This window comes from Micromonospora sp. WMMD882 (assembly GCF_027497255.1).
Taxonomy (GTDB): Bacteria; Actinomycetota; Actinomycetes; order Mycobacteriales; family Micromonosporaceae; genus Micromonospora.
Genome location: NZ_CP114903.1, coordinates 4,970,106 through 4,992,114, shown reverse-complemented (window position 1 = coordinate 4,992,114; position 22,009 = coordinate 4,970,106). Strand labels below are relative to the sequence as shown.

General features: G+C 74.0%; 21 protein-coding genes. 11 read left to right on the top strand and 10 right to left on the bottom strand.

What is annotated here, in order from left to right:
* Positions 1-7 precede the first annotated feature (7 nt).
* From O7606_RS21370 to O7606_RS21335, 8 genes are read right to left on the bottom strand one after another with little or no spacing between them, the layout of a single operon-like run.
* Positions 8-1,261: an ATP-grasp domain-containing protein gene (locus tag O7606_RS21370; protein ID WP_281595808.1), complete on the bottom strand. Its 1,254-nt coding sequence runs from the start codon at positions 1,259-1,261 to the stop codon at positions 8-10.
* A complete protein-coding gene (locus O7606_RS21365) occupies positions 1,254-2,513 on the bottom strand; it encodes a biotin carboxylase (protein ID WP_281595807.1) in 1,260 nt (419 codons plus the stop codon). Before O7606_RS21365 ends, O7606_RS21370 begins: the two co-directional genes overlap by 8 nt.
* Entirely contained in the window at positions 2,510-3,811 is a 1,302-nt protein-coding gene (locus tag O7606_RS21360; protein ID WP_281595806.1) for an aminotransferase class III-fold pyridoxal phosphate-dependent enzyme, read from the bottom strand. Before O7606_RS21360 ends, O7606_RS21365 begins: the two co-directional genes overlap by 4 nt.
* Positions 3,808-5,325: an amino acid adenylation domain-containing protein gene (locus tag O7606_RS21355; RefSeq protein ID WP_281595805.1), complete on the bottom strand. Its 1,518-nt coding sequence runs from the start codon at positions 5,323-5,325 to the stop codon at positions 3,808-3,810. The genes O7606_RS21360 and O7606_RS21355 overlap by 4 nt, the downstream gene beginning before the upstream one ends.
* A complete protein-coding gene (locus O7606_RS21350; protein WP_281595804.1) occupies positions 5,318-6,496 on the bottom strand; it encodes an acyl-CoA dehydrogenase family protein in 1,179 nt (392 codons plus the stop codon). The genes O7606_RS21355 and O7606_RS21350 overlap by 8 nt, the downstream gene beginning before the upstream one ends.
* A complete protein-coding gene (locus O7606_RS21345; RefSeq protein WP_281595803.1) occupies positions 6,493-6,753 on the bottom strand; it encodes an acyl carrier protein in 261 nt (86 codons plus the stop codon). Before O7606_RS21345 ends, O7606_RS21350 begins: the two co-directional genes overlap by 4 nt.
* A gap of 21 nt (positions 6,754-6,774) precedes the next feature.
* A complete protein-coding gene (locus tag O7606_RS21340) occupies positions 6,775-8,016 on the bottom strand; it encodes a pyridoxal phosphate-dependent aminotransferase (protein WP_281599790.1) in 1,242 nt (413 codons plus the stop codon).
* A 5-nt stretch (positions 8,017-8,021) separates the two neighbouring features.
* Complete coding sequence (locus O7606_RS21335; RefSeq protein ID WP_281595802.1) at positions 8,022-9,344, bottom strand: lysine 2,3-aminomutase; 1,323 nt, start codon at positions 9,342-9,344, stop codon at positions 8,022-8,024.
* A 329-nt stretch (positions 9,345-9,673) separates the two neighbouring features.
* Between O7606_RS21335 and O7606_RS21330 the strand changes: the two genes are divergently transcribed.
* The 11 genes from O7606_RS21330 to O7606_RS21280 are packed head-to-tail and all read left to right on the top strand — an operon-like array spanning position 9,674 to position 19,387.
* Complete coding sequence (locus O7606_RS21330) at positions 9,674-10,471, top strand: thioesterase domain-containing protein (protein WP_281595801.1); 798 nt, start codon at positions 9,674-9,676, stop codon at positions 10,469-10,471.
* Complete coding sequence (locus tag O7606_RS21325; RefSeq protein ID WP_281595799.1) at positions 10,464-11,729, top strand: glutamate-5-semialdehyde dehydrogenase; 1,266 nt, start codon at positions 10,464-10,466, stop codon at positions 11,727-11,729. The genes O7606_RS21330 and O7606_RS21325 overlap by 8 nt, the downstream gene beginning before the upstream one ends.
* 42 nt (positions 11,730-11,771) lie before the next feature.
* The gene (locus O7606_RS21320) at positions 11,772-12,050 is read left to right on the top strand and encodes an acyl carrier protein (protein ID WP_281595798.1); all 279 of its coding nucleotides are present in this window, start codon (positions 11,772-11,774) and stop codon (positions 12,048-12,050) included.
* Positions 12,050-13,366 carry a TrpB-like pyridoxal phosphate-dependent enzyme gene (locus tag O7606_RS21315; RefSeq protein ID WP_281595797.1) on the top strand — a complete coding sequence of 439 codons (1,317 nt, stop codon included), beginning with the start codon at positions 12,050-12,052 and terminating at the stop codon, positions 13,364-13,366. Before O7606_RS21320 ends, O7606_RS21315 begins: the two co-directional genes overlap by 1 nt.
* Positions 13,363-14,250, top strand: coding sequence for a hypothetical protein (locus tag O7606_RS21310; RefSeq protein WP_281595796.1), 888 nt, complete (start codon positions 13,363-13,365; stop codon positions 14,248-14,250). Before O7606_RS21315 ends, O7606_RS21310 begins: the two co-directional genes overlap by 4 nt.
* Positions 14,247-14,534, top strand: coding sequence for an acyl carrier protein (locus O7606_RS21305; RefSeq protein ID WP_281595795.1), 288 nt, complete (start codon positions 14,247-14,249; stop codon positions 14,532-14,534). Before O7606_RS21310 ends, O7606_RS21305 begins: the two co-directional genes overlap by 4 nt.
* Positions 14,531-15,685 (top strand): acyl-CoA dehydrogenase, encoded by a 1,155-nt coding sequence (locus O7606_RS21300; RefSeq protein WP_281595794.1) that lies wholly within the window; start codon positions 14,531-14,533, stop codon positions 15,683-15,685. Before O7606_RS21305 ends, O7606_RS21300 begins: the two co-directional genes overlap by 4 nt.
* On the top strand, positions 15,682-16,290 hold the full coding sequence (locus O7606_RS21295; RefSeq protein ID WP_281595793.1) for a 4'-phosphopantetheinyl transferase superfamily protein: 609 nt from the start codon (positions 15,682-15,684) through the stop codon (positions 16,288-16,290). The genes O7606_RS21300 and O7606_RS21295 overlap by 4 nt, the downstream gene beginning before the upstream one ends.
* Positions 16,287-17,264 (top strand): hypothetical protein, encoded by a 978-nt coding sequence (locus O7606_RS21290; RefSeq protein ID WP_281595792.1) that lies wholly within the window; start codon positions 16,287-16,289, stop codon positions 17,262-17,264. Before O7606_RS21295 ends, O7606_RS21290 begins: the two co-directional genes overlap by 4 nt.
* The gene (locus O7606_RS21285; RefSeq protein ID WP_281595791.1) at positions 17,261-17,785 is read left to right on the top strand and encodes a flavin reductase family protein; all 525 of its coding nucleotides are present in this window, start codon (positions 17,261-17,263) and stop codon (positions 17,783-17,785) included. The genes O7606_RS21290 and O7606_RS21285 overlap by 4 nt, the downstream gene beginning before the upstream one ends.
* 12 nt (positions 17,786-17,797) lie before the next feature.
* Entirely contained in the window at positions 17,798-19,387 is a 1,590-nt protein-coding gene (locus O7606_RS21280; RefSeq protein ID WP_281595790.1) for an amino acid adenylation domain-containing protein, read from the top strand.
* An 84-nt stretch (positions 19,388-19,471) separates the two neighbouring features.
* Here O7606_RS21280 and O7606_RS21275 read toward each other — a convergent pair whose 3' ends face one another.
* Together O7606_RS21275 and O7606_RS21270 are read right to left on the bottom strand one after the other, a co-directional pair.
* Positions 19,472-20,347 (bottom strand): LysR family transcriptional regulator, encoded by an 876-nt coding sequence (locus O7606_RS21275; protein WP_281595789.1) that lies wholly within the window; start codon positions 20,345-20,347, stop codon positions 19,472-19,474.
* A 304-nt stretch (positions 20,348-20,651) separates the two neighbouring features.
* Positions 20,652-21,728, bottom strand: a complete 1,077-nt coding sequence (locus O7606_RS21270; protein WP_281595788.1) for an SMP-30/gluconolactonase/LRE family protein — start codon at positions 21,726-21,728, stop codon at positions 20,652-20,654.
* Positions 21,729-22,009: the final 281 nt, after the last annotated feature.

Sequence of the window (22,009 nt, the reverse complement as noted above, 5' to 3'; positions counted from 1 at the left end):
TAGCGGCTCACTGCCCAGGTTCGACGTCGTAGAAACCGGGACCGTCCAGGTAGCACACCGTCGCGAAATCGTGCCGTACGACGGAGAGGTCCGGATGGATCAGCCCGACCGTCACCGGCTCGCCCTCGTCGTCGATCGTCCGCACCAGCCGCTCGCCGGGACGGAACCGCTGCGTCACGCCCTGGCAGCTCTCCAGCTCCTCGATCAGACGCAGGTACGGGTAGCCGCGCAGCACGCCCTCGAACGGGGAGGCGAGGAACGCCATCGCGCCGTGGTTGTCCAGCGCGTACGGCTTGCGGTGCTCGGCCACGAACCGCTCCGGGTCGGCGTACGCCTGGGCGGTCCGGTCGATCTGGGACTCGCCGGTCAGCAGCACCGCGTACCGGGCGACGTCGGCCCCGCAGAGTCGGGCGCCGGCCTCGACCAGCCGTGGGCCGTCCCGGGTCAGCATCACCTCCAGGTGCACCGGGCCGATCCGGATGCCCAGCGCGTCGAGCGCCGCGTACGAGTACCCGGCGAGGGTCGCGTACTCCGGGGCGTCCGGCGGGACGGAGGTCATGCCGTTGATCCGGTCCCGCATGCCGTTGACGGTGATCTTCTGGTACTGCCACATGTCGGTGATCCGGTGGCGCCCCTGGCAACTGACGGTGTTCACCACGTACTCGACGCCCCGCAGGTACTCCTGCGCGACGACGCCCTCGTTGGGCACGTCGAAGACGCTGTGCCGGGACAGCACGCGGTGGTACGCGGCGACCGACTGCTCCGGGGTGTCGCAGAACGACACCCCGTCGTTGCGGGCGCTGCGGACCGGCTTGACCACGATCCGGCCGCCGATCTCCCGGTGCCAGGCCGCCAACTCGTCCGGGTCGGTGACCCGCAGTTGACGGGTGGTGGGCAGCCCGGCCGCCCGCAACGCCTCGATCTGGACGAACTTGTCCCGGCGGGCCTCGCTCAACGCGGTGCCGTTGCCGGGCAGGCCGAGCGTCTCGTTGAGCCGGTCGGTGAACTCCACGCCCAGCTCGCTGCCGACCACCACGGCGACCGGTCGCAGCGCCGCCAGCCGGGCCACCATCCGGTCGAAGTCGCCGTCGTGGACCAGGTTGTCGGTGTACCCGGTCAGGTCGGCGGGGCCGTACGACGGGGGCGGCTCGGGGGTGGACTGCACCCGTACGCAGTCCAGGCCCGCCTCCCGCAACGCGACGCCCAGCTTGTTCACCGCGCCGTACGGGTCGACGAGTGCGATCACGCGCCGGTCAGCCACGTGCGTCCTCCAGTTCGTAGAAGCCGTGTCCGTCGAGGTGGCAGATGGTCAGCAGGTCCTTCTCCACGGTCGCCGCGTCCGGGTGCGCCAGCCCGACGGAGAGCGGCTCGGAGCTGTCGTCGACGGTGCGGCGCAGCCACTGGCCGGGGGCCACCTTGACCGAGTGCCCCCGGTAGCTGTCCAGCCGGGTGATCTGGTCGAGCAGCGGGTACGCCCGGAGCCGGCCCTCGACCGGCGAGGCGAGGAACGCCATGGCGGCGTGGTCGTCGCGCCGGTAGGGGGCGTCCAGCTCGGCCAGAAAGGCGTCGCCGTCGGTGTACGCCTGGACCGTCCGGTCCACCTGGGACTCGCCGGTGGCCAGCGCGGCGTACCGGGCCACGTCCTCTCCGCACAGCCGGGCGCCCACCTCGACCAGCCGGGGACCGGCCGGGGTGAGCACGATCTCCAGGTGGGCCGGGCCGTACCGGACGTCCAGCGCGTCCAGCACGGCGACCGCGTACCGGCGCAGCCCGGCCCAGCGGTCGTCGGCCGGGGGCAGCGAGCGGATGCCGTTGATCCGGTCCCGCAGCCCGTTGACGTTGATCTTCGTGTACCGCCACATGTCGGTCACCCGGTGCCCGCCGCGCCAGCTCACCGTGTTGACCACGTACTCGACGCCGGTCAGGTACTCCTGCGCCACGACGCCCTCGTTGCGGTGGCCGAAGTTGTTGACCGCCGAGCGGAGCCGCTCGTACGCGGCGACCGACTGCTCCGGGGTGTCGCAGAACGACACCCCGTCGTTACGGGCGCTGCGGATCGGTTTCACCACCACCCGGCCGCCGACCTCCCGGTGCCAGGCCGCCAGCTCGTCGGCGTCCTTCACGGGCAGTTGCCGGGCGGTCGGCAGCCCGGCCGCCGCCACCGCCGCCACCTGGGCGTCCTTGGTCCGCCGGGCGTAGCTGAGGGCGGTGCCGTTGCCGGGGAGCCCGGCCGCCTCGCCCAGCGCGTCGGCCAGCTCGACGCCCTGCTCGGCGCCGGGGATCACGGCCACCGGCCGGTACCGGGCCAACGCGGCCAGGGTCGCGGCCAGGTCCCCGCGGTGCAGAACGTTCGCCACGTACCGGTCCAGGTCGAGATCGGCCCGGTAGTGCTCGGGGATCTCCCGGGTGCTCTGCACCCGTACGCTGTCGTACCCGGCCGCCCGGAACGCCTCGGTGAGCCGGTTCGCCGAGGCGAACCCGTCGACGACGGCGACCGTCCCGCGCCCGGTCACGCCGGATCCGATCCGCTCGCCCCGGTCGGCCGGGACGGGCCCCCGGTCAACCCCTGGACCAGCCGGTCGACCAGCTCGTCGGCCTCGGCCCCGGTCAGCACCAGCGGCGGCATCAGCACCACCGTGTTGTTGGTGGTGGTGAGCAGCAGACCGGCGTCCTGGCAGGCCCGCCGGACCGCCGTCATGGTCTGCGCGCCCAGCCGTTCGTCGCCGTCGCGCAGCTCGACGCCGATCATCAACCCCGTGCCGCGTACGTCGTGGATCAGCGGAACGGTGGCGGCGTGGTCCCGCAGCCGCCCCCGGATACGCTCGCCGAGCTCCCGGACGTTCGCGAAGACCGACCCGTCGGTCAGCTCGTCGAGGACGGCCAGCCCGGCGGCCATCCCGACCGGGTGACCGTCGGCGGTGCAGCCGTGCGGGAAGACGTACTCCGGTCGGGAGATCGCCTCGTCGAAGATCGCGTCGGTGGCGACCAGCGCGGCCAGCGGGAAGTAGCCGGCGGTGATGCCCTTGCCGAGGATCAGCAGGTCCGGCAGGACGCCCTGGGCGGCCATCACCGACATCGCGCCGGTGCGCCCGAATCCGGTGGTCACCTCGTCGGCGATCAGGTGGATGTCGTGCCGGTCGCACAGGTCGCGCAGTCGGCGCAGCGCGCCGTCGGGGGCGGCCAGCACGTCGGTGCCCATGATCGGCTCGACGATGATCGCGGTGATCTTCTCCGGCCCGTGCCGGGCCACCATCGTCTCCAGCGCGTCGACGTTCCACGGCTTGACGTGGTGCACGTCCGGGGCGAGCGGGGCCTGGAGGGCGTGCGCCTGCCGTTCGCCGGTCAGCGCGCTGGCGATGCCGCCGGTGCCGTGGTAGCCGTTGGTGAACGCGAGCACCTTCGTCCGGCCGGTCTCACCGCGCACCTTGCGCACGAACCGGGACAGCAGCACGGCCGCGCTGGTCATCTGCGAGCCGGTGCTGCCGAACCGGACGTGGTTCAACGGGTCGGGCAGGGTGGCGACGAGCCTGCGGGCGTACTCCAGGCCGATCTCGGGCGGCTCCTCGTACCGGATCACCTGGGCGACGGGAAGCCGGCGCAGCTGGGCGGCCATCGCCTCGACCACCCGTTCCGCCTGGTAGCCGAGAGTGGTGTTCCACATCCCGGCCCGCGCGTCCAGGTACCACGTGCCGGCGGCGTCCTGGACCCAGCAGCCCTTGCCCTGGGTGACGGCGGTCCGGGCGATCCGGCCGTCGGCGACCGCCTCGGCGGTGATCGAGTTGTACCAGAGCGCGTCATGGGGGTCTCTCAACACGCCAGGGCCTCCAGCTTCCTCCGGTCGAGCTTGCCGTTGTCGTTCAGGGGGAACAGCTCCATGCGGGTGAACCGGGCCGGCACCATGTACCCCGGCAGCCGCCCGGCCACCCATCCGGAGAGCTCCTCAGGGGACAGGCTGCCGCCGACGTACAGGGCCCGCAGGTCGGCGCCGTCGAAGAGCACGGCGGCGTCGGTGACGGCCGGGTGGGCCCGCAGCGCGGCCTCCACCTCGCCCAGCTCGACGCGGTAGCCGCGCACCTGCACCTGCGCGTCCAGCCGGCCCAGGTGGGTCAACACGCCGTCGTCGTCGACAACCCGGTCGCCGGTGCGGTACCACAGGTCCGGCGGTGGCGCGTCCACACCGGTGTGGACGGTCGCCAGGGCGCCCGGTGACCAGTCGAGGAACCGGCCGGGGTTGTTGGCCGGGTCGAGGTAGCCGGCGAACCGCTGCGGCCCGCGTACGCACAGCTCGCCCTCGTCGGCGGAACGACCGTGCTCGTCGAGGACGACGTACTCCAGGTGCGGCAGGCACCGGCCGATGGGGACGGTCGCGTTCCGGGTGGCCGGCCACTCGGTCGGGTCGGCCGGCAGCCGGTGCACGGTGCAGGTGACGGTCAGCTCGGTCGGCCCGTACAGGTTCTCGATCGTCGCGTTCGGCGCGGCCCGCTGCCAGGCCGCCGCCTGGTCCAGCGTCAACTGCTCCCCGGCGAACAGCCCCCAGCGCAGGCCGGGCAGCCGGCCGGCCGGCAGCCGCCGCATCCGCTTGGCCAGCGACACCACCGACGGCACGGAGAACCAGTGGGTCAGCTCGTGCCGGTCGGCGAAGCCGGCCGGGTCGGCCAGGTCGTCCCGTTGCGGCACCACGAGCAGGCCGCCACCGCCCCAGGTGACGAACATGTCGAACACCGACGGGTCGAAGGTCAGGTCGAAGGTCTGGCTGGCCCGCGTGCCCGGCGCGAAGCCGTACCGGTCCACGTTGTACGCCAGGTACGGCATGACGTTGTCGTGCCGGATCGGCAGCCCCTTCGGCACCCCGGTCGAGCCGGACGTGAACAGGATGTACGCGGGCGGCTCGCCCGTACCGGTCGGAGGGTCCGGCGCGGACGACGGGCCGCTCCGGCCGACCACCGTCCCGTCCGACCCGGCGTGGACCAGCGGGATCGGCACCTCGGCCAGCGCAGCCCGCAGACCGGTGTCGACCAGCGCGGACCAGAGTCCGGCCCGGGTGGCGATCGTCGCGTTGCGCTCCGGCGGGAAGATCGGGTTCAGCGGCACCACCGTCGCCCCGGCCCGCAGGATCGCCAGGTAACCGGCGTACGCCAGCGGGCTGCGGGCGGCCAGCAGCCCGATCCGCGCGCCGGGCGGCACCGGGCCGAGGTCGCGGGCCAGCCGGTCGGCCGCCGCCGAGAGCTCCCGGTAGCTGAGGGTGGCGCCGGCGACCCGCAGCGCCGGCTGGTCCGGGTGCCGGCGGACGCTGTCGGCGAACCAGCCGTGCAGGGTGTCAGACATGGCGCACCTCCCGGTCCATCAGCACCAGCGCGCCGTCGGCGGCGTGCAACCGGTCGTTGCTGTAGTTCAGCGGCGCGGACCGCAGGTCGCGCAGCGCCCGTTCCAGCGCCAGCTCCGAGTCGCGCAGGTAGCCGTGCCGCATGCCGAGCAGCTCGACCAGCTCGTCCACCGCCGCCGGGCACTGCTCCGAGGCGGTCAGCTTCACCGCGTTGACCAGCAACTGGACCGGTACGGCGGTCGGGTCGGCGCTGCGTCCCAGCACGTCGACGGTGTGGCTGATCAGGGCGTGCACGGTGTCCAGCCGCTGCCGGACCCGGGACAGCCGGCGCAGCAGCAGCTCCGAGTCGAGGTCGCGCCGCCGCCGCTCGGTCCGCAGCAGCGTCACGGTACGGCTCAACGCGCCGTCGGCCGTGCCCAGCCAGCAGGCCGCCCAGCCCAGGTGGGCCAGGGGCGCGAAGGTGCGGACGGCGATCTCCCGGAACGCGCCGTGCGCGCCGACGACCTGGTCCATCGGCACGTCCCCGGCGAGGTGCAGCGGCGCGCTGTGGGTGGCCCGCATGCCCAGCGGGTTCCACCCGCCCCGGACGGTGATCTCCAACTGGTCCCGTCCGGCGTAGACCAGGGAGAGTTGGGTGGGCGAGGCGGCGTCCGGGGCCTGCATGGTGATCAGGTACCCGTCGGCGTGCTGGCCGCCGGTGACCACCGGGGCGAACCGGTCCACGTGCAGCACCGTCCCGTCGCCGGTGGACGCGGTGCCCGAGGAGAGCAGGTGCCCACCGGTGGCCGCCTCGGTGGTCACCGACGCCAGGTACAGCTCCCCCCGGGCGATCCGGGGCAGCAGCCGGTCCCGCAGCGCCCCGCCGTCGCCGACGATCGCCGCCACCTGCTGGCAGTGCATCGTGAAGATCATCCCGACCGACATGCAGGTACGGGAGAGCCGGTTGCTGACCCGGACCAGGTCGGCCAGGTCACCGCCCGGCCCGCCGTACCCGGTGGGGACCATCAGGCCCAGCAGCCCGGTTTCGCGCAGCGCGGCCAGCGCCTCCCCGGGGAAGCGCGCGTCCCGGTCGCACTCGGCGGCGTGCCGGGCGGCGACGGCCTCCACCTCGGCCACGGCGCGGTCCAGCTCGGTCGGCCCCCAACGGGTGGACCGGAGGTCGGTGACGGTCATGCCGGCGCTCCCTGGGCGGTCCGCTCGAACAGGGCGGTCAGGGTGTCCAGCCGGGTCAGGTTGTCCGGCGTGAGATCGGCCGGGTCCACCTCGACGTCGAGCCGTTCCTCGACGCGTTCGACGATCTCCACGATCCGGAACGAGTTGAAGGTGGGCAGGTCGGTCAGGGTGGGCGTGGCGTGCAGGGTGGTCGGGTCGACACCGAGCACGTCGGCGGCGATGTCGACGACGGTGTCGCGGACGGCGGAACTGTCCATGTCTGCTCCCGGGGGGTGCGGTCAGGCGGTGAGCTTGGCGAAGCCCTCTTCGACGCGGGTGAGGTTGTCGGCGACGTGCGGCAGGGCGAGCGGGTCGGCGGCGGCCAGCGCGGCCTCCTGCTCCTCGTCGGTGTCGCCGTAGAGCATGCTGGTGGCGGCCTTGAAGCGCAGGGCGGCCGGATCGTCGCCGAGCAGGTGCCCGGCGAGCACGGCCAGGCCGAGCTCGTCCAGCAGGTGCCGGGCCAGTGACGCTGAGTCGGTCACGCCGCGCAGCGCCAGCGGCTCACGCAGCGGCGTGAAGTCCGGGTAGACGTAGAACGCGCCGGTCGGCGGGCGGCAGGTCGCGCCGGCGGACACCGCCGCCCGGTGCACGGCCCGGGCCACCGCGCCGTGCAGCCGGGCGCTCACGGCCAGCCGCTCGCGGATCTCCGGCGGCTCGGCGAACGCGTACGCCGACACCTGCTGCATCGGCCCCGGCAGCGTGGACCACAGGTCGCTGGCGATGCTGACCAGCCGGTCCAGCAGTCGCCGCCCGCCCGGGTCGGCCGGGACCCGCAGCGCCCCGATCCGCCAGCCGCCGACTGCCAGCGACTTGGACAGGCCGGTGGTGACCACGGTGCGGCCCGGGGCGACCTCGGCGGGGCTGAGGAACGGCGTCCCCGGGTCGTGCAGCACGTCGCGGTAGATCTCGTCGGAGACGATCGTCAGGTCCTCCGCCTCGGCGATCGCGCACACCTCGCGGATCAGCTCCGGACCGGCGAGCGTGCCGGTCGGGTTGTCCGGCAGGGTCAGCACCACGATCCGGGGGTCGCTGCCGGCCCGGCGGGCAGCCGCGATCGTCGCGCGCAGGGCGGCCGGCTCGGGGATGCCGCCGCAGGTGTCCGGGATGGGCACCCCCCAGGCCCGCTTGCCGGCCAACCGGGCCTGCGGCGCGTACGAGTTCCAGCACGGCTTCGGCAGCAGCACGTCACCGGAGACAGCCAGGTTCAGCGCCATCAGCAGGGGCTTGCTGCCCGGCCCCAGCAGCACCTGGTCCGGGTCGGTGGGCAGGCGACGCCGGTCGAAGTAGCCGGCGACGGCGTCCCGGGCGTCGGGCGCGCCGGCGACCGGGCCGTACCCGTTGCGGCGGGCGCCCCGGCACAGTTGCTCGATCATCGGCCCGAACGCGGGCAGCCGGGACTCGCCGAATCCCAGGTGGACGATGGAGCGTCCCTCGGCGCGCAGCCGGGCGACCCGCTCGTTGAGAGCCAGGTTCGGCGACATCGTGGTCACGGCCGCACCGCCTGCCGGATGTCCTGCGGCACGTCCGGGGCCAGCTCCAGGTCGCTCAGCCAGGCGGCCGAGGTGTCGTAGTGGGCCCGGAACGGCCGGCCGACCAGCGCCGGGTTGCGGGCCTGGAGCAGGCGCAGCAGGAAGTAGCGGCCGTTCGGTCCGCTCTCCACCCCGTCCACCACCACCTTGCCGGGGGTGGTGGACATGACCGGTCCGCGTACGGTGCGGGCCAGGCCGGGCAGGGTCCGGTACGCGGCGTGGAAGATCTCCACCGCCCGGGCCAGCGGCACCTTGAAGTAGTCGTACGGGCCGGTGTCGCGTTCGACGAACATGTAGTACGGCACCGCCCCGGCGGCCAGCTCGGCCCGCCACAACCGGGCCCAGGTGTCGGCCTGGTCGTTGACGTGCGCGACCATCGGCGCCTGGCAGTAGACCACCGCGCCGGTGGCCCGGATGCGGCGCAGCGCGGCCGTCACCACCGGGGTCTGGAGCTCCCGGGGGTGGGTGAAGTGGGCCATCACCGCGACCTGCTTGCCGGTGGCGACGATCCGCTCGAACAGCCGCAGCAGCTCGTCGGCGTCGGCGTCGCCGACGTAGCGGTGCGGCCAGTACGCCAGGGACTTGGTGCCGATCCGGATGGTGTCGACGCTTCCCACGTCGAGCAGCGGCTCGAGGTGGCCGCGCAGGCGTTCGGTGCTCATCACCATCGGGTCGCCGCCGGTGACCAGCACGTCGCTGACCTCGGGGTGGTCGTGCAGGTACGACACGAGCTGCCGCGGGTTCGGCGCGGCGAACCGGAGCGCGGGGTCGCCGACGAACTGCGCCCACCGGAAGCAGTACGTGCAGTACGAGTGGCAGGACTGGCCCTGGGTCGGGAAGTACAGCACCGTCTCCCGGTACTTGTGCTGCAGACCGGGCAGGCGTTCGCCCTGGTGCACCGGCACGTTGTACTCCCGCTGCCCGGACGGGTGCGGGTTGAGGCCGGCCCGGATGCGCTGCACCAGACCGTTTATCTCGGCCCGACCCGCGCCCGAGCGGACCAGCTCCTCCAGCGCCCGTTCGTCCTCGGCGGCCAGCATGCCGCGCTGCGGGAAGACCAGTCGGAACATCGGGTCCTCCGCCGGTCGGGTCCAGTCGACCAGCTCGTCGAGGACGTACTCGTTGGTCCGGAACGGCAGGACCTGCGCCAACAGGGCGACCCCGTCGCGCAGGGCGGGGTCCAGCCCGTAGCGGCGGGCGATGTCGTCGATCTGACGCGGACCGAAGGCCCGGAAGCGGGGGGCGGTGGTCCCCGCGGGGTGATCGAGCATCAGTGTCATACGAATTCCTTCGAGTAGGGCGCGGCGGAATCGCGTCGGCAACGGATGGACCGGTTCGCGTCGGGTGGTGATGACGTCTCCGGCCAACTACCCGCACACCGGTTCCCCAATCACGCAGAAACCTTTTATCCATCGACACCGGTAATGTCGTCATTAGATTTGCTGATCAGCCATCCAGGAGCAGGTCGAATAGCCGTTCCGATGATGGCGATAAGCATTCCACATGACCGCGGAGCAGCTTTTTGTTTATCAACGCCGAAAGCACGGAAATAGACCGACGTCCCCGGTTGTCAATGGAGGAGAGGGTCGGCCATGAACCACGCCACGCCGTGCGGAGCAGCGCTGTGAAGGGCGCCGACGTCGCGCCGCCGATGCTGGTGCCGATGGGTCGGCCACGGCCCGGCAGGTGCAGCGTCCTGATCCACCCCGCCGGTGGCGGACTCGGCGTCTACGCGGGAGTGGTGCTGAAACTGGGCCGGCGCGGCCCGGCGTTCGGCGTACGCGGCCACGGGCTCGCCGACGGGGAGACCCCGGACCACACGGTCGCCGCGATGACGGACCGCTACCTGGACCTGTTCACCGCCCTCCCACAGCCGCCGGACCTGCTGTTCGGCTGGTCCCTCGGCGGGGTGGTCGCCTGGGAGCTGGCCGCCCGCCTGGCCGCCGACGGCCACCGGCCCCGGGTGGTGATGGTGGACAGCCCGGCGGCCGGCATCGACCGCGACCCGGCGGCGGCGCTGCGCTGGCGCGAGCGGGTCCGGGCGTCGCTGACCACCGACGGCGGCCTCGACGGCGACCTGGTCTCCCGCACCGCCGAGGCGCACCTGGACGCGGTCACCGCCTACCGGGCGCGGGGCCGGCACGACTGCCCGACCCTGCTGATGCCCTGCGCTGACGAGGACAACGCGGCCCACCTCGCGGCCTGGGCGGAGGCGACGCCCCGGCTCACCGTCCGGCCGCTGCCCGGTGACCACTTCACCGCCTTCGACCGGGAACGTCTGCCGCTGCTCCTCGGCCACCTCGACGAGTTCCTGACCGCCACCGGGCCGAGCCCCGAGCCGACGGCCACCCGGCCGGGCCCCGAGCCGATCCCCACCGGGCCGAGCCGGGAGCCGAGTCATGCCTGACGAGCTGCTGGCCCGCGCCCGGGCCGCGTACACCGCCGCGCCGCCGGTCGGCGACCCGGCCTACCGGCGCTACTGCGCGGCGCTCGCCCGGCAGCTCGTGACGCGCTGGCCCAGCCTCGCCGCCGCGAACGCGACAGACGTGGCACAGGCCGAACGCGCCGGCATGTCGGCGACCCTGGTGAACCGGCTGCGGCTCACCGAAGAGCACCGCGACCGGCTGGTCGCGCTCACCGGGCAGATCGCCCGGGAGCTCGACGCGGTGGTCGAGGTCGAGGTGCCGGCCCGGGGCGCGGCCCGCGCCGTGCACCGGGTGCCTCGCCCGCTCGGCGTGGTGATGATGGTCTACGAGGCCCGGCCCACGGTCACCGTGGACGGCGCGCTGCTGCCCGTCGCCGTCGGCAACGCCGTGCTGCTGCGCGGCGGCAAGGAGAACGCGGCCACCAACGCGGCGCTGGAGACCGTCGCGCACGCCGCCCTCGCCGACGCCGGCCTGCCGACCGGGCTGGTGACCGTGCTGGACGACCCGCACCGGCGGCTGCTGCGCGCCCTGCTGAAGCGGCCCGACCAGGTGGACGTGCTGATCCCCCGGGGCAGTCCGGCGCTCGTCGACTACTGCCGGACCAGCGCCATCCCGCTGATCGCCAGCGGCGGCGGGGTCAACCACCTGTACGTGCACCGCAGCGCCGACCTGGACCTGGCGGCCCGGGCCACCCTGGACAGCAAACTGCCCGAACCCGCCGGCTGCACCTCGGTCGAAACGGTCCTGGTGGACCGGGGCGTCGCCGAGGCGTACCTGGAGTCCCTGGCCAGGCAGCTCAAGCAGCAGGACGCGGACCGGCCCGGGCCGGCGCTCACCGTCCGGCTCGCCGACGGGATCGCCGCGCCCACCGGGTCGGGGCTGCGGGTCGAGCCACTCGCCCCGCACGACCTGGGCCGGGAGTTCCTCGGCCCGGTGATCGCGGTCGCCCCGGTCGACGACGCGACGGCCGCCCTGGAGCACATCCGCCGGTACGGCTCCGGCCACACCGAAGGCGTCCTCACCGGGGACCCGGCCGTCGCCGAGGCGTTCCGCCGCCGGGTCGACGCGGCCATGGTCGTCGTCAACGGCTCGCTGCGTCTGCACGACGGCCCCACGCTCGGCCTGGGCGCCGAGATCGCCATCGCCACCGGACGGCTGCACGTCCGGGGCCCGGTGACCCTCGCCGACCTCGTCACCTACAGCTACGTCACCGACGCGGCGGGAGCGCTGCGCGGCTGACCTGCGTCCGTCCGCCCCCACCCACCCCTGGAAAGGGAGACCATGCCCGCGAACCTGCAACTCGACCGGTCGGCCGTGGCCGCCGTGGTCAAGAAGGTAGTCGTCGCCGAGTCCCGGCTGTCCATCCCGCCGGAGCGCATCTCCGACGACGAGCCGCTCGTCGGCGACCTGCTCAACGTCAACTCGCTCGGCTTCGTCGGCATGCTCGTGCGGATCGAGGACGAGCTGGACACCACGCTCCCCGACGACCTGTTCGTCGGCCGCAGCTTCCGCACCGTCGGCGACCTCGTCGACGTGGTGACCACGGCGGAGGTGCGGTGATGACCGGCCCGGCGCCCACCCGCTGGCGCAGCGTCCTGCCGTACCTGGCCGAGCCGCTGCCGCCGGACGTCACCCCGGTCAGCGCCGACGGCGAAGTGAAGATCAACCTGCCGGTGGAGCTGGTCCGGCAGAGCGTCTCCCAACGCGAGTACTGGGACATCCCCGAGCCGGTGGTCGAGCGGTACCGGCAGTACCGGCCCACCCCGCTGTGGCGGGCCAGGGGCTTCGAGGAGGCGGTCGGCGCGCGGGTGCCCATCTACGTCAAGAACGAGGGCGTCAACATCTCCGGCAGCCACAAGCTCAACACCGCCCTCGCCCAGGCGTACTACTACCAGCGGGCCGGCGTTCGCGAGCTGGTCACCGGCACCGGCGCCGGCCAGTGGGGCACCGCCATGGCGGCGGCGTGCGCGCTGTTCGGGCTGCGCTGCCGGGTGTTCATGGTCGAGTCGAGCCTGCGCCGCAAGCCGTACCGGGGGGTGCTGATGCGGATGCTCGGCGCCGAGGTGCACACCAGCCCCAGCGGCATGACGAAGGTCTCCACCCGGGAGGACCTGGCCGCCGGCAACAGCCTCTCGCTGGCCATCGGCGAGGCCGTCGAGTACGCCGCCAGCCACGACGGGGTGGCGTTCTGCATCGGCAGCGGGGAGACGTACAGCATCCTGCACCAGTCGGTGATCGGCCTGGAGGCGGCCGACCAGCTCGCCGACCTCGACGCCCGGATCGACACGGTGGTCGGTTGCGTCGGCGCGGGCTCCAACTTCGGCGGCATCGCGCTGCCGTTCCATGCCGAGGCGCGGTCCACCGGTGTCGAGGGGCCCCGGCTGGTCGCCGCCGAGTCCAGCAGCACCCCGAAACTCACCCGGGGCGTCTACGCGTACGACAAGACCGACGCCACCGGCAGTGGCCCGATGGAGGCCATGTACACCATCGGCAGCGACTACCAGATCCCCGACGCGCACACCGCCGGCCTGCGGTTCCACGGCGCGGCGAAACTCGTCTCGGCGCTGCGGCACACCGGGGACGTGGACGCGATGGCGGTCAGCCAGGCCGACGCGCTCGACGCCGGGCGGCTGCTCACCCGGCACGAGAGCGTCCTGCCCGCCCCCGAGTCGGGGCACGCGCTGGCCGCCGCCGCGAAGATCGCCGCCTCCGACCAGGCCCGGCACGGCGTGCTGGTCTGTGTCAGCGGGCACGGCTACCTCGACCTCGGCGCGTACGAGCACTTCCTCGCCGGCGGCGTGGAGGACGTCGCCCCGTCCGACGAGGCGCTGGCCCGCGCGGTCGCCGGCCTGAACCCGGTGGGAGCGCCCCGATGACCACCGCCGTCGCCAGCGCGCCGGCCGGCGCGGGGACCGGGGCGGCCGGCATCCGGACCGACCTGCTCGACTGCATCCAGGTCAACCTGGCCGTGCTGGCCGACCGGTGGGGCGAGCCGGGACGGCACCTGGCCCTCGGCGCGGCCCTGCGGTTCCGGCCCCGCCCCGGCCCGGACGGGCTGCCCACGGTGGACCCGCCGGTGGACGCCCACCTGACCGGGAGCGCCCGGCAGGTCGGCCTGGTCGTCGAGAGCCGACACGACCTGGGACCGGACGCGTTGCGGGCGCTCGCCGAACGCTCCTCGGTGCTGTACGCCGTCGCCGACACGTACCACATGCCATGGCTGCCGTACCGGGGCCACGCCCACATGGAGCACAGCTTCCTGGTGGCCAGCGACGACGGGGAGGCGCTGGTCGGCGACGCCTACGACAACGAGACCGCGTGGGGGCCGGCCCGCCCCGGCCAGTGGCGGCTGCCCTGGGCCGAGCTGCCCGCCGTCTCCGTCGCCGCGGTCTGCCGGGTCGCCGGGTCGTACCGGCCGCCCGCGCCGTCGGCGCTGCTCGACGATCCCGACGACTACGTCGAGGCGTACGCCCGGCACGCCGACCGGTTGGCGGCGTTGCGGCAGCTCACCGCCGAGACATGGCTGATGACCCGGGCCCGGCGGCTGCACGCGGCGTACCGCGTCCACCGGGGTGAGCCGCTGGACGCGGACGCCCACCTGCGCCGCTGGGACCAGCTCACCGCCGCCGCCTTCATCGCCCTGCGCCGGGTGGAGCGGGGCCGTCCCGCCCCCGGCGCGCTGCTGCCCGACCTGGCCGCAGCCCTCACCGCCGACCGGGACGTCTTCGCGACCCGGCCCGAACTGTTGGAGACCCCGTGAACCAGACGTTCCAGAACCTGCTCGTGCCGTTCCTGCCCTACCTCAACGGCCGCCCGATCACCGAGGAGTCCCGGCTGCACGACCTCGGACTGAACTCGATGAAGGCCATCGACCTGCTCTTCACCATCGAGGACGAGCTGGGTGTCTCGCTGCCCGACGAGGACCTGAACGACGCCACCTTCGCCACCGCGGGCAGCCTGTGGCAGGCCGTGACGCGGGCCGGTGGCGGCGACCGGGAGCACGCCGGGGAGGCCGCCCACGAGGACCGGAGGGTCCCGGCATGACCGCGCCCGCCCTGCTGGGCGACCGGGTCACGCGGGACGCGTACCCGATGCTCGACGACCTCGCGTCCGACGCGACCGGCCCGGACGTGTGGCGGACGCTGGGCGCGGCGGGCCGGCTCGCCCGGGTGTACCGGGACGGCGACCCGCGTCGCGGCGTCGACCCGGCCGGGCTGGGCGCGCTGCTCACCGCCGTCGACCGGCGCTGCCCGCTGGGGACCACCCTGGCGGTGTGCGTGCCGCTGGCGACCTGCCTGCCGTTGCTGGCCGGGGGTGACGGGCCGGCCGCCCGGACGCTGGCGGCGGCGCTGCGCGGGGACGCCGTGGTGGCGCTCGCCGCCACCGACGACGGGGCCGGCTGCGACCTGACCTCGCTGACCACCGAGGTCACCCTGCGCGACGACCACGTGGAGGTCAGCGGCGTCAAACGGTGGATCACCAACGCCACCGCGTGCGACGCGGTCCTGGTCCTCGCCCGGCACCGACCCGGCCCGCACTTCACCAACTTCACCTGGGTGCTGGTGCCGGCCGACGCGCCCGGGGTGCGTGCCGAGCCGGCCGACACCGACCTGTTCGACGGCGCCGGCGCCGGTCACCTGTTCTTCGACCGGGTCCGGCTGGGCCGGGAGCACGTGGTCGGCGGCGTCGGCCGGGGGCTGAGCGGGTTCGCCGCGCACATCGCGGTGGAACGGCTGGCCGGGGCGTTGTGGGCGGTCGGGCTGTGCCGGCGGGTGCTGACCGAGACCTGGCGGCACCTCCAGGACCGTCGGTACGGCGACGGCACGCTCTGGCACCTGGAGGGCATCCGCCAGCGGTACGCCGCCGCGCTGCTGCGCGCCCGGCAGCACCAGGCGCTCACCGAGAGCCTCGCCGACGCGGTCGCCACCCGGCGGGACGCCACGGCGGCGGCGATGTTGAAGGCCAGCGCCGCCGGCACCGTGGAGCGGGTGCTCGACGAGTGCGCCCACCTCCAGGGCGCGTACGGCTTCCGCAGCGACGGGCCGCAGCGGCTACGCGCCCAGGCCGCGCTGTTCGGCATCGGCGGCGGCACCACCGAGGTGGTGCTGTCCGTGGTGGCCGGCGCGACCGCCGACGTCCTGGCCGACCTGGACCGGTCTCCGGCCCCGGAGCCACCCGTGGAGCCGGGCCGGTGAGGGCGCGGGAGGTCCACCCGCAGGTGTGGGTGGCGGTCGGAGCCGAGACCGTCGACGAACCGGTGACCCCGGCCGACCGGCTCGCCGCCCGGGGCACGCCGCCCTGGCGGACCCGGCAGCTCCTCGGCGGCCGGGCGCTGCTGCGGGCGCTGCTGGCCCGGGTCGCCCCGGCGGCTGCCGACGCGCCGCTGGTCGCCGCCGGGAACGGGAAACCCGTCCTCGCCGGCTGGCCCCGGCTCGGCGTCAACCTCTCGCACGACGGCGGGCACGTGGCGGTGTGCGTGGCCACGGACCGCCGGGTCGGGGTGGACGTACAGACCCCACCGGAACCGGTCAGCGAGCCACTGCTGCGCCGGTGCGCCGCCCGGCACCTGACCGGGCTGGCCCGGCTGCCCGAACGGCAGCGGGCTCGGGCGTTCGCCGAGATCTGGACCGTCCAGGAGGCCTGCGTCAAGGTCGACGGCGCCGGGATCGGCGGGCTGCCCTGGACGATCGACGTGCCGCCGGACGCGGACACGGGCCGCTGGCACGGGCGGCGGTGGCACAAGGTACGTGACCTGGCGGACGTGCCCGTGGCGTGCGCGTGGGACGAGGAGCGCCGATGACACCCCCACTCTCCTGCTACACCACCGCCCTGGTGGACCACCTCGGCCCGGCCGCCGCCGACCGGCTCGCCGACGCCGTACGGCTGTGGGTCCGGTTCGACGCCCCGGACGGGGCGTTGGCCTTCTCCCACCACGACCGGATCGACGACGGGTCCCTGGCCTGGCACGGCGTGGCCGACTGGGCGACCGCCCGGGCGGAGCTCGCCGACCAGCTCGCCGAGGAGGGCTCGGTGATCGTCGTCGGCAACGCCTTCCACCTGCCCTGGTCGCCGCACCACCGGTCGCAGCCGGTCACCCACTGGTTCGTGCTGCGCGAGCGGCACGACGAGGGGTGGCGGGTCAGCGACCGGTTCACCGCGCTGATGCCGGCCGGGGAGCAGCGGCCGTTCGAGGGCTGGCTCTCCGACGCCGAGCTGCGGGCCGCGCTGACTCCGCTCGGCCGGCTCGACCCGCCCGGGACCAACCGGGACACGTACGCCCTGGGCACGCCCGCCGACGTGGACGACCCGGACCGGTACCGGTGGCTACGCCCCACCGGCGGCGGCCCCGGACCGGCCGGCGGCGACCGGGGACGGTCGTCCGACGGCGGCGGGGACGACGCGCGCTGGCCGGGTGAGTGGTCGACCGACCCGTCGGCGGTGCTGGCGGCGCTGCGTGACCGGTTCGTCGTCGACGAGCGGGCCCTGAGCTGGCACGTCGACGACCTGTGGGCCGCGGCGCGGCACCACGGCCACCGGCTCGCCCGGCACGGTGACCCCGAGCTGGCCGCGCAGTGGGCCCAGGCGCCGAAGGCGTTGCGGTTCGCCGCCGACTCCGCCCGCCGGGGGCGTCGCCGGGTCGGCGTGGTCGCCGAGGCGTTCGACCGGCTCATCGAACTGACCGAGCGGGAGCGCGCTACCGCGACCGCCAGCGCCGGACGGTCGGCAGGCGCGAGCGCCGCCGCCGGCCACGACCAGGACAGAGGTACGCCATGATCAGCCTTGACGCGGCCGTCGACGAACGCGTGTTCCGTCAGGCGATGGCCCGCCTGGCCAAGTGCGTCGCGGTGACCACCGCGCTCGGTCCCGCCGGCCCGGTCGGCTGCACCACCACCTCGCTGATGTCGTTGTCCGTCGCCCCGCCGGCCGTGCTGGTGGCCTTCCACACCGGCGGCCGGACCCTGGCCGACCTCCTCTCCGCCGGCCGGTTCGCCGTGAACGTGCTGGCCAGCGGGCAGGAAGCCCTGGTCCGCCGGTTCGCCACCGGTCCGCCGGCCGACCGGTTCCACGGCGTGCCGTACACCGTGGACGACGGTGTCCCGGTGCTCGCCGACGTCGCGGTGCGGATGACCTGCCAGGTACGGGAAACCCTCACCGCCATCGACCACACGCTGGTCGTGGGCACCGTCTGCGACCTGCGGGTCGCCCCCACCCCGCCGCTGGTGCTCGTCACCGGTCAGCCCCACACCACGGTGCCCACCCTCTCCGCTCCAATCCCCGCCGACCCGAACTGCTGAACTGGAGCCCCGATGTCTGCTGACCCATCCCCCGTCCCGCACCGGCCCGACGAGCGGTTCGACGAGTTCCTGCTGGCGGCGGCGGAGCACCTGCCGGACCACCCGGCGGTGGTGGAGTACGTCGACGGCCGGGTCCGCGCCACGACCTTCCGGGAGCTGCGCGCCGCCGCCGACCGGTACGCCGCCGACCTGGACCGGTACGGCCTCGATGTCGGCGACCGGGTCATGGTCGTCTCCGACAACACCCGGGACGCGATCGCACTGCTGCTGGCCTGCTCGTCGCGGGGCCTGCCGTTCGTGCCGGTCAGCCCGGAGATGCCGGCCGAGCGGCGGGCGGCGATCGCGGAGCTCGCGGAGCCGGCGCTGTGCCTGACCGCCGGCGGAGCGCCGGCCGCCGAGCCCGGTCCCGCTGCCGCCCCCGGGCACGGCTGGTTCGGCCCCGGCGGAGTCGACGTGCCGACGCCGCCCGCGCCCCGGGCCCGACGGCGGTGGGCGGTCACCCCCACCGACACCGCGTACATCATCTTCACCTCGGGGACGACCGGGCGGCCCAAGGGCGTGGTGATGAGTCACCGGGCCGTGGTGTCGTTCTACCGGGGCATGCTGGCCGAGAACATCGTCGGACCAGGCGACCGGGTGGCGTCGACGTCCCCGCTCCAGTTCGACTTCTCGCTGCTGGACATCGGTCTGGCCCTGGGCAGCGGCGCGGCCGTCACGCCGGTGCCCCGGGCGCTGCTGCGCTGGCCGACCCGCTTCGTCAAGGTCCTGCGCGCCACCCGGGCCACCCACGTCAACGGGGTTCCGTCGATCTGGCGGCAGGCGCTGCGGCACATCCCGGACCAGGTCGCCGCCCTCACCGACCTGCGCGGGGTGCTGTTCTGCGGCGAGGACTTCCCGTTGCCGGAACTGCGCCACCTGCAACGGCTGCGCCCGCAGGCCCGGCTGGTCAACTGCTACGGCGCGACCGAGTCCATGGCGGCCAGCTTCGCCGACGTGCCGAACCCGCTGCCGGCGGAGCTGGACCGGCTGTCCATCGGCCGGGGGCACGTCGGCGCGGAGCTGCTGGTGGTCGACGAGCGGGGCCGGACCGTCGAGGAGCCCGGCACGGTCGGCGAGATGCACCTGCGCAGCCCGGCGCTGTTCTCCGGCTACTGGGGCGACCCGGAGGCGACCGCCGCCGCGCTGGTCCCCGACCCGGTCGAGCCGCGCTCGGGCCAGCGGGTGCTGCGCACCGGTGACCTGGCGTACCGGGGAGCCGACGGCGAGCTGCGGTTCTGCGGGCGGGTGGACTCCCAGGTGCAGATCCGGGGCAACCGGGTCGAGCTGGCCGAGGTGCAGCGCCGCCTGCTGGAGTTCCCGGGCGTGGCCGAGGCCGCCGCGGTCGTGGTGGCCCCGCCCGACCGCGAGCCGGAGCTGGCCGCGTTCGTGGTCCTCGCCGACGACGCGCCGCCGGTCGACGAGAGCGCCATCCTGGCGTTCTGCCTGAAGTCGATGCCGGCCTACATGGCGCCGAGCCGGATGCGGGTGACGGACGCGCTGCCGGTCAACCAGAACGGCAAGACCGACCACCGCCGGCTGCTCGCCGCGCTCGGCAGCGATTAGCAGGGGCAGCCACCCGGCGCGGCGCGTGGCGTCCCGGCGGGCTCGGCCGGCGGCGGTGGATCGGGGTCCCGGGGGATCGGCGGGTCAGTCCTCCCGGACGACCTTCTCCGCCGCCGCCAGCACCACGTCCAGCGCCGGACGAGCGACCCGGCTGCGCCGCCAGACCGCCTGCGTGTACGTCGGCACCGAGGGCTGCCAGTCCAGTTTTCGCAGGGTGCCGTCGGCCAGCTCCCGGGTCACCGCGACCTCGGGCAGCAACGCGACGCCGATCCCGTTGGCCGCGCTGTGCTTGGCGGCTTCGATCGAGTTCAACTTCAGCGTGCGGCGGCGCCGGGTGGCGCCGGCGACCTGTTCGCAGTAGCTCGTGTCCACGTCGGAGCAGAAGAAGATCGTGGTGAGGGACTCCTCGACGCCCCCGGCCCCGCCGGCCCTGGTCGACGCCGGACGGGTTCCCGTCACCAGCGCCAACGGCTCCGGGCACAGCACGCAGAACTCCAGCTCCTCGTGGTGCTGGGCCGCGCCGATCAGGAAGGCGCAGTCCAACTGCCCGCTCCGGACCTGGTGCACCGCGTCCCGGGGGTCGGCGGCGTGCAGCGAGAGGTCGATGCCGGGATAGCGGATGTGGAGGTACTCGATCAGCGGCAGCAGACGGTGGTTGGTCAGGCTCTCCAGCGACCCCACGTCCAGCTGTCCACATGGCTCGCCGGACGAGGTCAACACCTGCTGCGCCTCGGACGTGAGCCGGACGATCTCGCGGGCGTACGGCAGCACGGCCTGTCCGCTCCGGGTCGGGCGGACCCCGCCCGGCAACCGTTCCAGCAGCATCGTGCCGAACGCCTGTTCCAGCGCCTTTATCCGGTTGGTGATGGTCGGCTGGGTCACCCCCAGGCGCGCCGCCGCTCTCGTGAAGCTGCCGAAATCCGCTGTCGTCAGGAATGCCTGGAACTGTCGAGCGTCCATTCTGCCCCCCCACGGGCAATGACCTGCCACCGGGCACTCCGGCGCGGGGGACGTGCCGGAAGCCGGCGTCCCCCGGACCACAGCCGCCTCCCCCAGGGCGGGCAGAAATTGCCGAGCGCGAAGCATTCATTGCCATACGTCAATTAACTTCGCCGACGCTAACACCTGCCTGCGGAAACAATCAAGCAATGATCCAATGTTTAGAAGACGAAAACGGGGGTAACAGGCAACTCCCCCCACTACGCTCTGTGTCGAGTCCATGATGGATTGGTAGGCGGGCCGGCGCGCCGGCCCGCCCGGACGATCAGTACGGGTAGCCCGGCACGTTCAGCCGCACGCCGTACAGACCGGAGTCGTTACGCGGGCCCGAGGTGACGAAGAGGGTCCGCCGGTCCGCGCCGCCGAACGCCACGTTGGTGGTGCCGGTGCCGCCGGACCGGATCGTGCCGAGCTCGACCCCGGCCGGCGAGTAGACATGGACCAACCCGTCGAACCCGGACGTCCAGTACACGTTCCCCGCGCAGTCGATCGTGCCGCCGTCCGGCCCGCCGATGTAGTTGACGAAGACGCTGCGCGCGCCGGTGCTGCCGTCGGCCTGGACGACGTACCTGTAGATCCTGTTCTCGGAGTAGGCGGCCACGTAGAGCGTCGCGCCGTCCGGGGCGAGCGAGATGCCGTTGGGCTGCCGCAGCGTGTCGTCGACCAGGTGGACCTGGCCGCCCGCGACGCGGAAGACGCTGGTCCGCCCGTTCATCTGGTCGGGGCGGTTGCCCCGCTGGAAGTTCGGGTCGGTGAAGTAGACGACGCCGTCGGAGCGGACCGCCACGTCGTTCGGCGAGTTGAACGCCCGGCCCTGGTAGTTCGCGGCGACCACGCCACGGGTCAGGTCACTGATCCGGTACGACGAGACGCTGCGCTGGTCGTGGGTGGCGGCGATGACCTGCTGGCCGTCGGGGCTGAGCGCCAACCCGTTGCTGCCGCCGCTGGCGACGAACGTGTCGAAGGTGGACGACGACGGGGTGTACCGGCGGATCGTCGACGGCTGGACGTTGTCCGGCCAGACGCCCGGGGCCATGTCGGAGAAGAGCAGGTAACCCCGGTCGGCCACCCAGACCGGCCCTTCGAGGAACGCGAATCCGCCCCGGATCCGCGGGGCGGTGACGGAGGTCGCCGGCAGCGGCGGCCCATAGCTCGCGCCGGTGGGGCAGACCCCGGGCGGCGCGCCCGGCACCCCGGCCAGCGCTCCGGCGGGTCGGGCCGACCCGGCGCCGGCGGCCCGGTCCCGGTCGAGGCCATGGGACGAGGGCGACGCCGCGATCGGGGCGGCGAGGAGGGCGAGGGAGAGCGCGGTCAGCGCGGCGGTGGTCGGAAGGCCGGCCATGAGACGACTCCAATCGACGGGCGGCCCCGCGTCGTCGGCCGTGCGTGGACGGGTGGTGGGCGCGGTGGATTCTGCTGGGCCGCTGGGGACAGTACCCAGCCTAGGCCCCCAACCATCGATATGCATCGAATTAGGCGCACCCGTCCCGGCATCCGAACAGTCGCGCCGCCGTATCGCCGAAACGGCGGTCAGGTCGACCGGGGCAGCCCCGGATCGGCGATCTGGCGTGAAGGCCGTTTCCCGCCCCGCGTCGGCGGGAAGGATGACGGCCCGGAGGTGAT

What these genes read in the sequence shown, in the direction of transcription:
- O7606_RS21270 (WP_281595788.1), bottom strand. Translation starts at nt 21,728, where the DNA reads ATGGCCGGCCTTCCGACCACCGCCGCGCTGACCGCGCTCTCCCTCGCC.
- O7606_RS21280 (WP_281595790.1), top strand. Translation starts at nt 17,798, where the DNA reads ATGTCTGCTGACCCATCCCCCGTCCCGCACCGGCCCGACGAGCGGTTC.
- O7606_RS21290 (WP_281595792.1), top strand. Translation starts at nt 16,287, where the DNA reads ATGACACCCCCACTCTCCTGCTACACCACCGCCCTGGTGGACCACCTC.
- O7606_RS21350 (WP_281595804.1), bottom strand. Translation starts at nt 6,496, where the DNA reads ATGACCGTCACCGACCTCCGGTCCACCCGTTGGGGGCCGACCGAGCTG.
- O7606_RS21345 (WP_281595803.1), bottom strand. Translation starts at nt 6,753, where the DNA reads ATGGACAGTTCCGCCGTCCGCGACACCGTCGTCGACATCGCCGCCGAC.
- O7606_RS21325 (WP_281595799.1), top strand. Translation starts at nt 10,464, where the DNA reads ATGCCTGACGAGCTGCTGGCCCGCGCCCGGGCCGCGTACACCGCCGCG.
- O7606_RS21340 (WP_281599790.1), bottom strand. Translation starts at nt 8,016, where the DNA reads ATGTCGCCGAACCTGGCTCTCAACGAGCGGGTCGCCCGGCTGCGCGCC.
- O7606_RS21285 (WP_281595791.1), top strand. Translation starts at nt 17,261, where the DNA reads ATGATCAGCCTTGACGCGGCCGTCGACGAACGCGTGTTCCGTCAGGCG.
- O7606_RS21300 (WP_281595794.1), top strand. Translation starts at nt 14,531, where the DNA reads ATGACCGCGCCCGCCCTGCTGGGCGACCGGGTCACGCGGGACGCGTAC.
- O7606_RS21320 (WP_281595798.1), top strand. Translation starts at nt 11,772, where the DNA reads ATGCCCGCGAACCTGCAACTCGACCGGTCGGCCGTGGCCGCCGTGGTC.
- O7606_RS21335 (WP_281595802.1), bottom strand. Translation starts at nt 9,344, where the DNA reads ATGACACTGATGCTCGATCACCCCGCGGGGACCACCGCCCCCCGCTTC.
- O7606_RS21310 (WP_281595796.1), top strand. Translation starts at nt 13,363, where the DNA reads ATGACCACCGCCGTCGCCAGCGCGCCGGCCGGCGCGGGGACCGGGGCG.
- O7606_RS21355 (WP_281595805.1), bottom strand. Translation starts at nt 5,325, where the DNA reads ATGTCTGACACCCTGCACGGCTGGTTCGCCGACAGCGTCCGCCGGCAC.
- O7606_RS21315 (WP_281595797.1), top strand. Translation starts at nt 12,050, where the DNA reads ATGACCGGCCCGGCGCCCACCCGCTGGCGCAGCGTCCTGCCGTACCTG.
- O7606_RS21275 (WP_281595789.1), bottom strand. Translation starts at nt 20,347, where the DNA reads ATGGACGCTCGACAGTTCCAGGCATTCCTGACGACAGCGGATTTCGGC.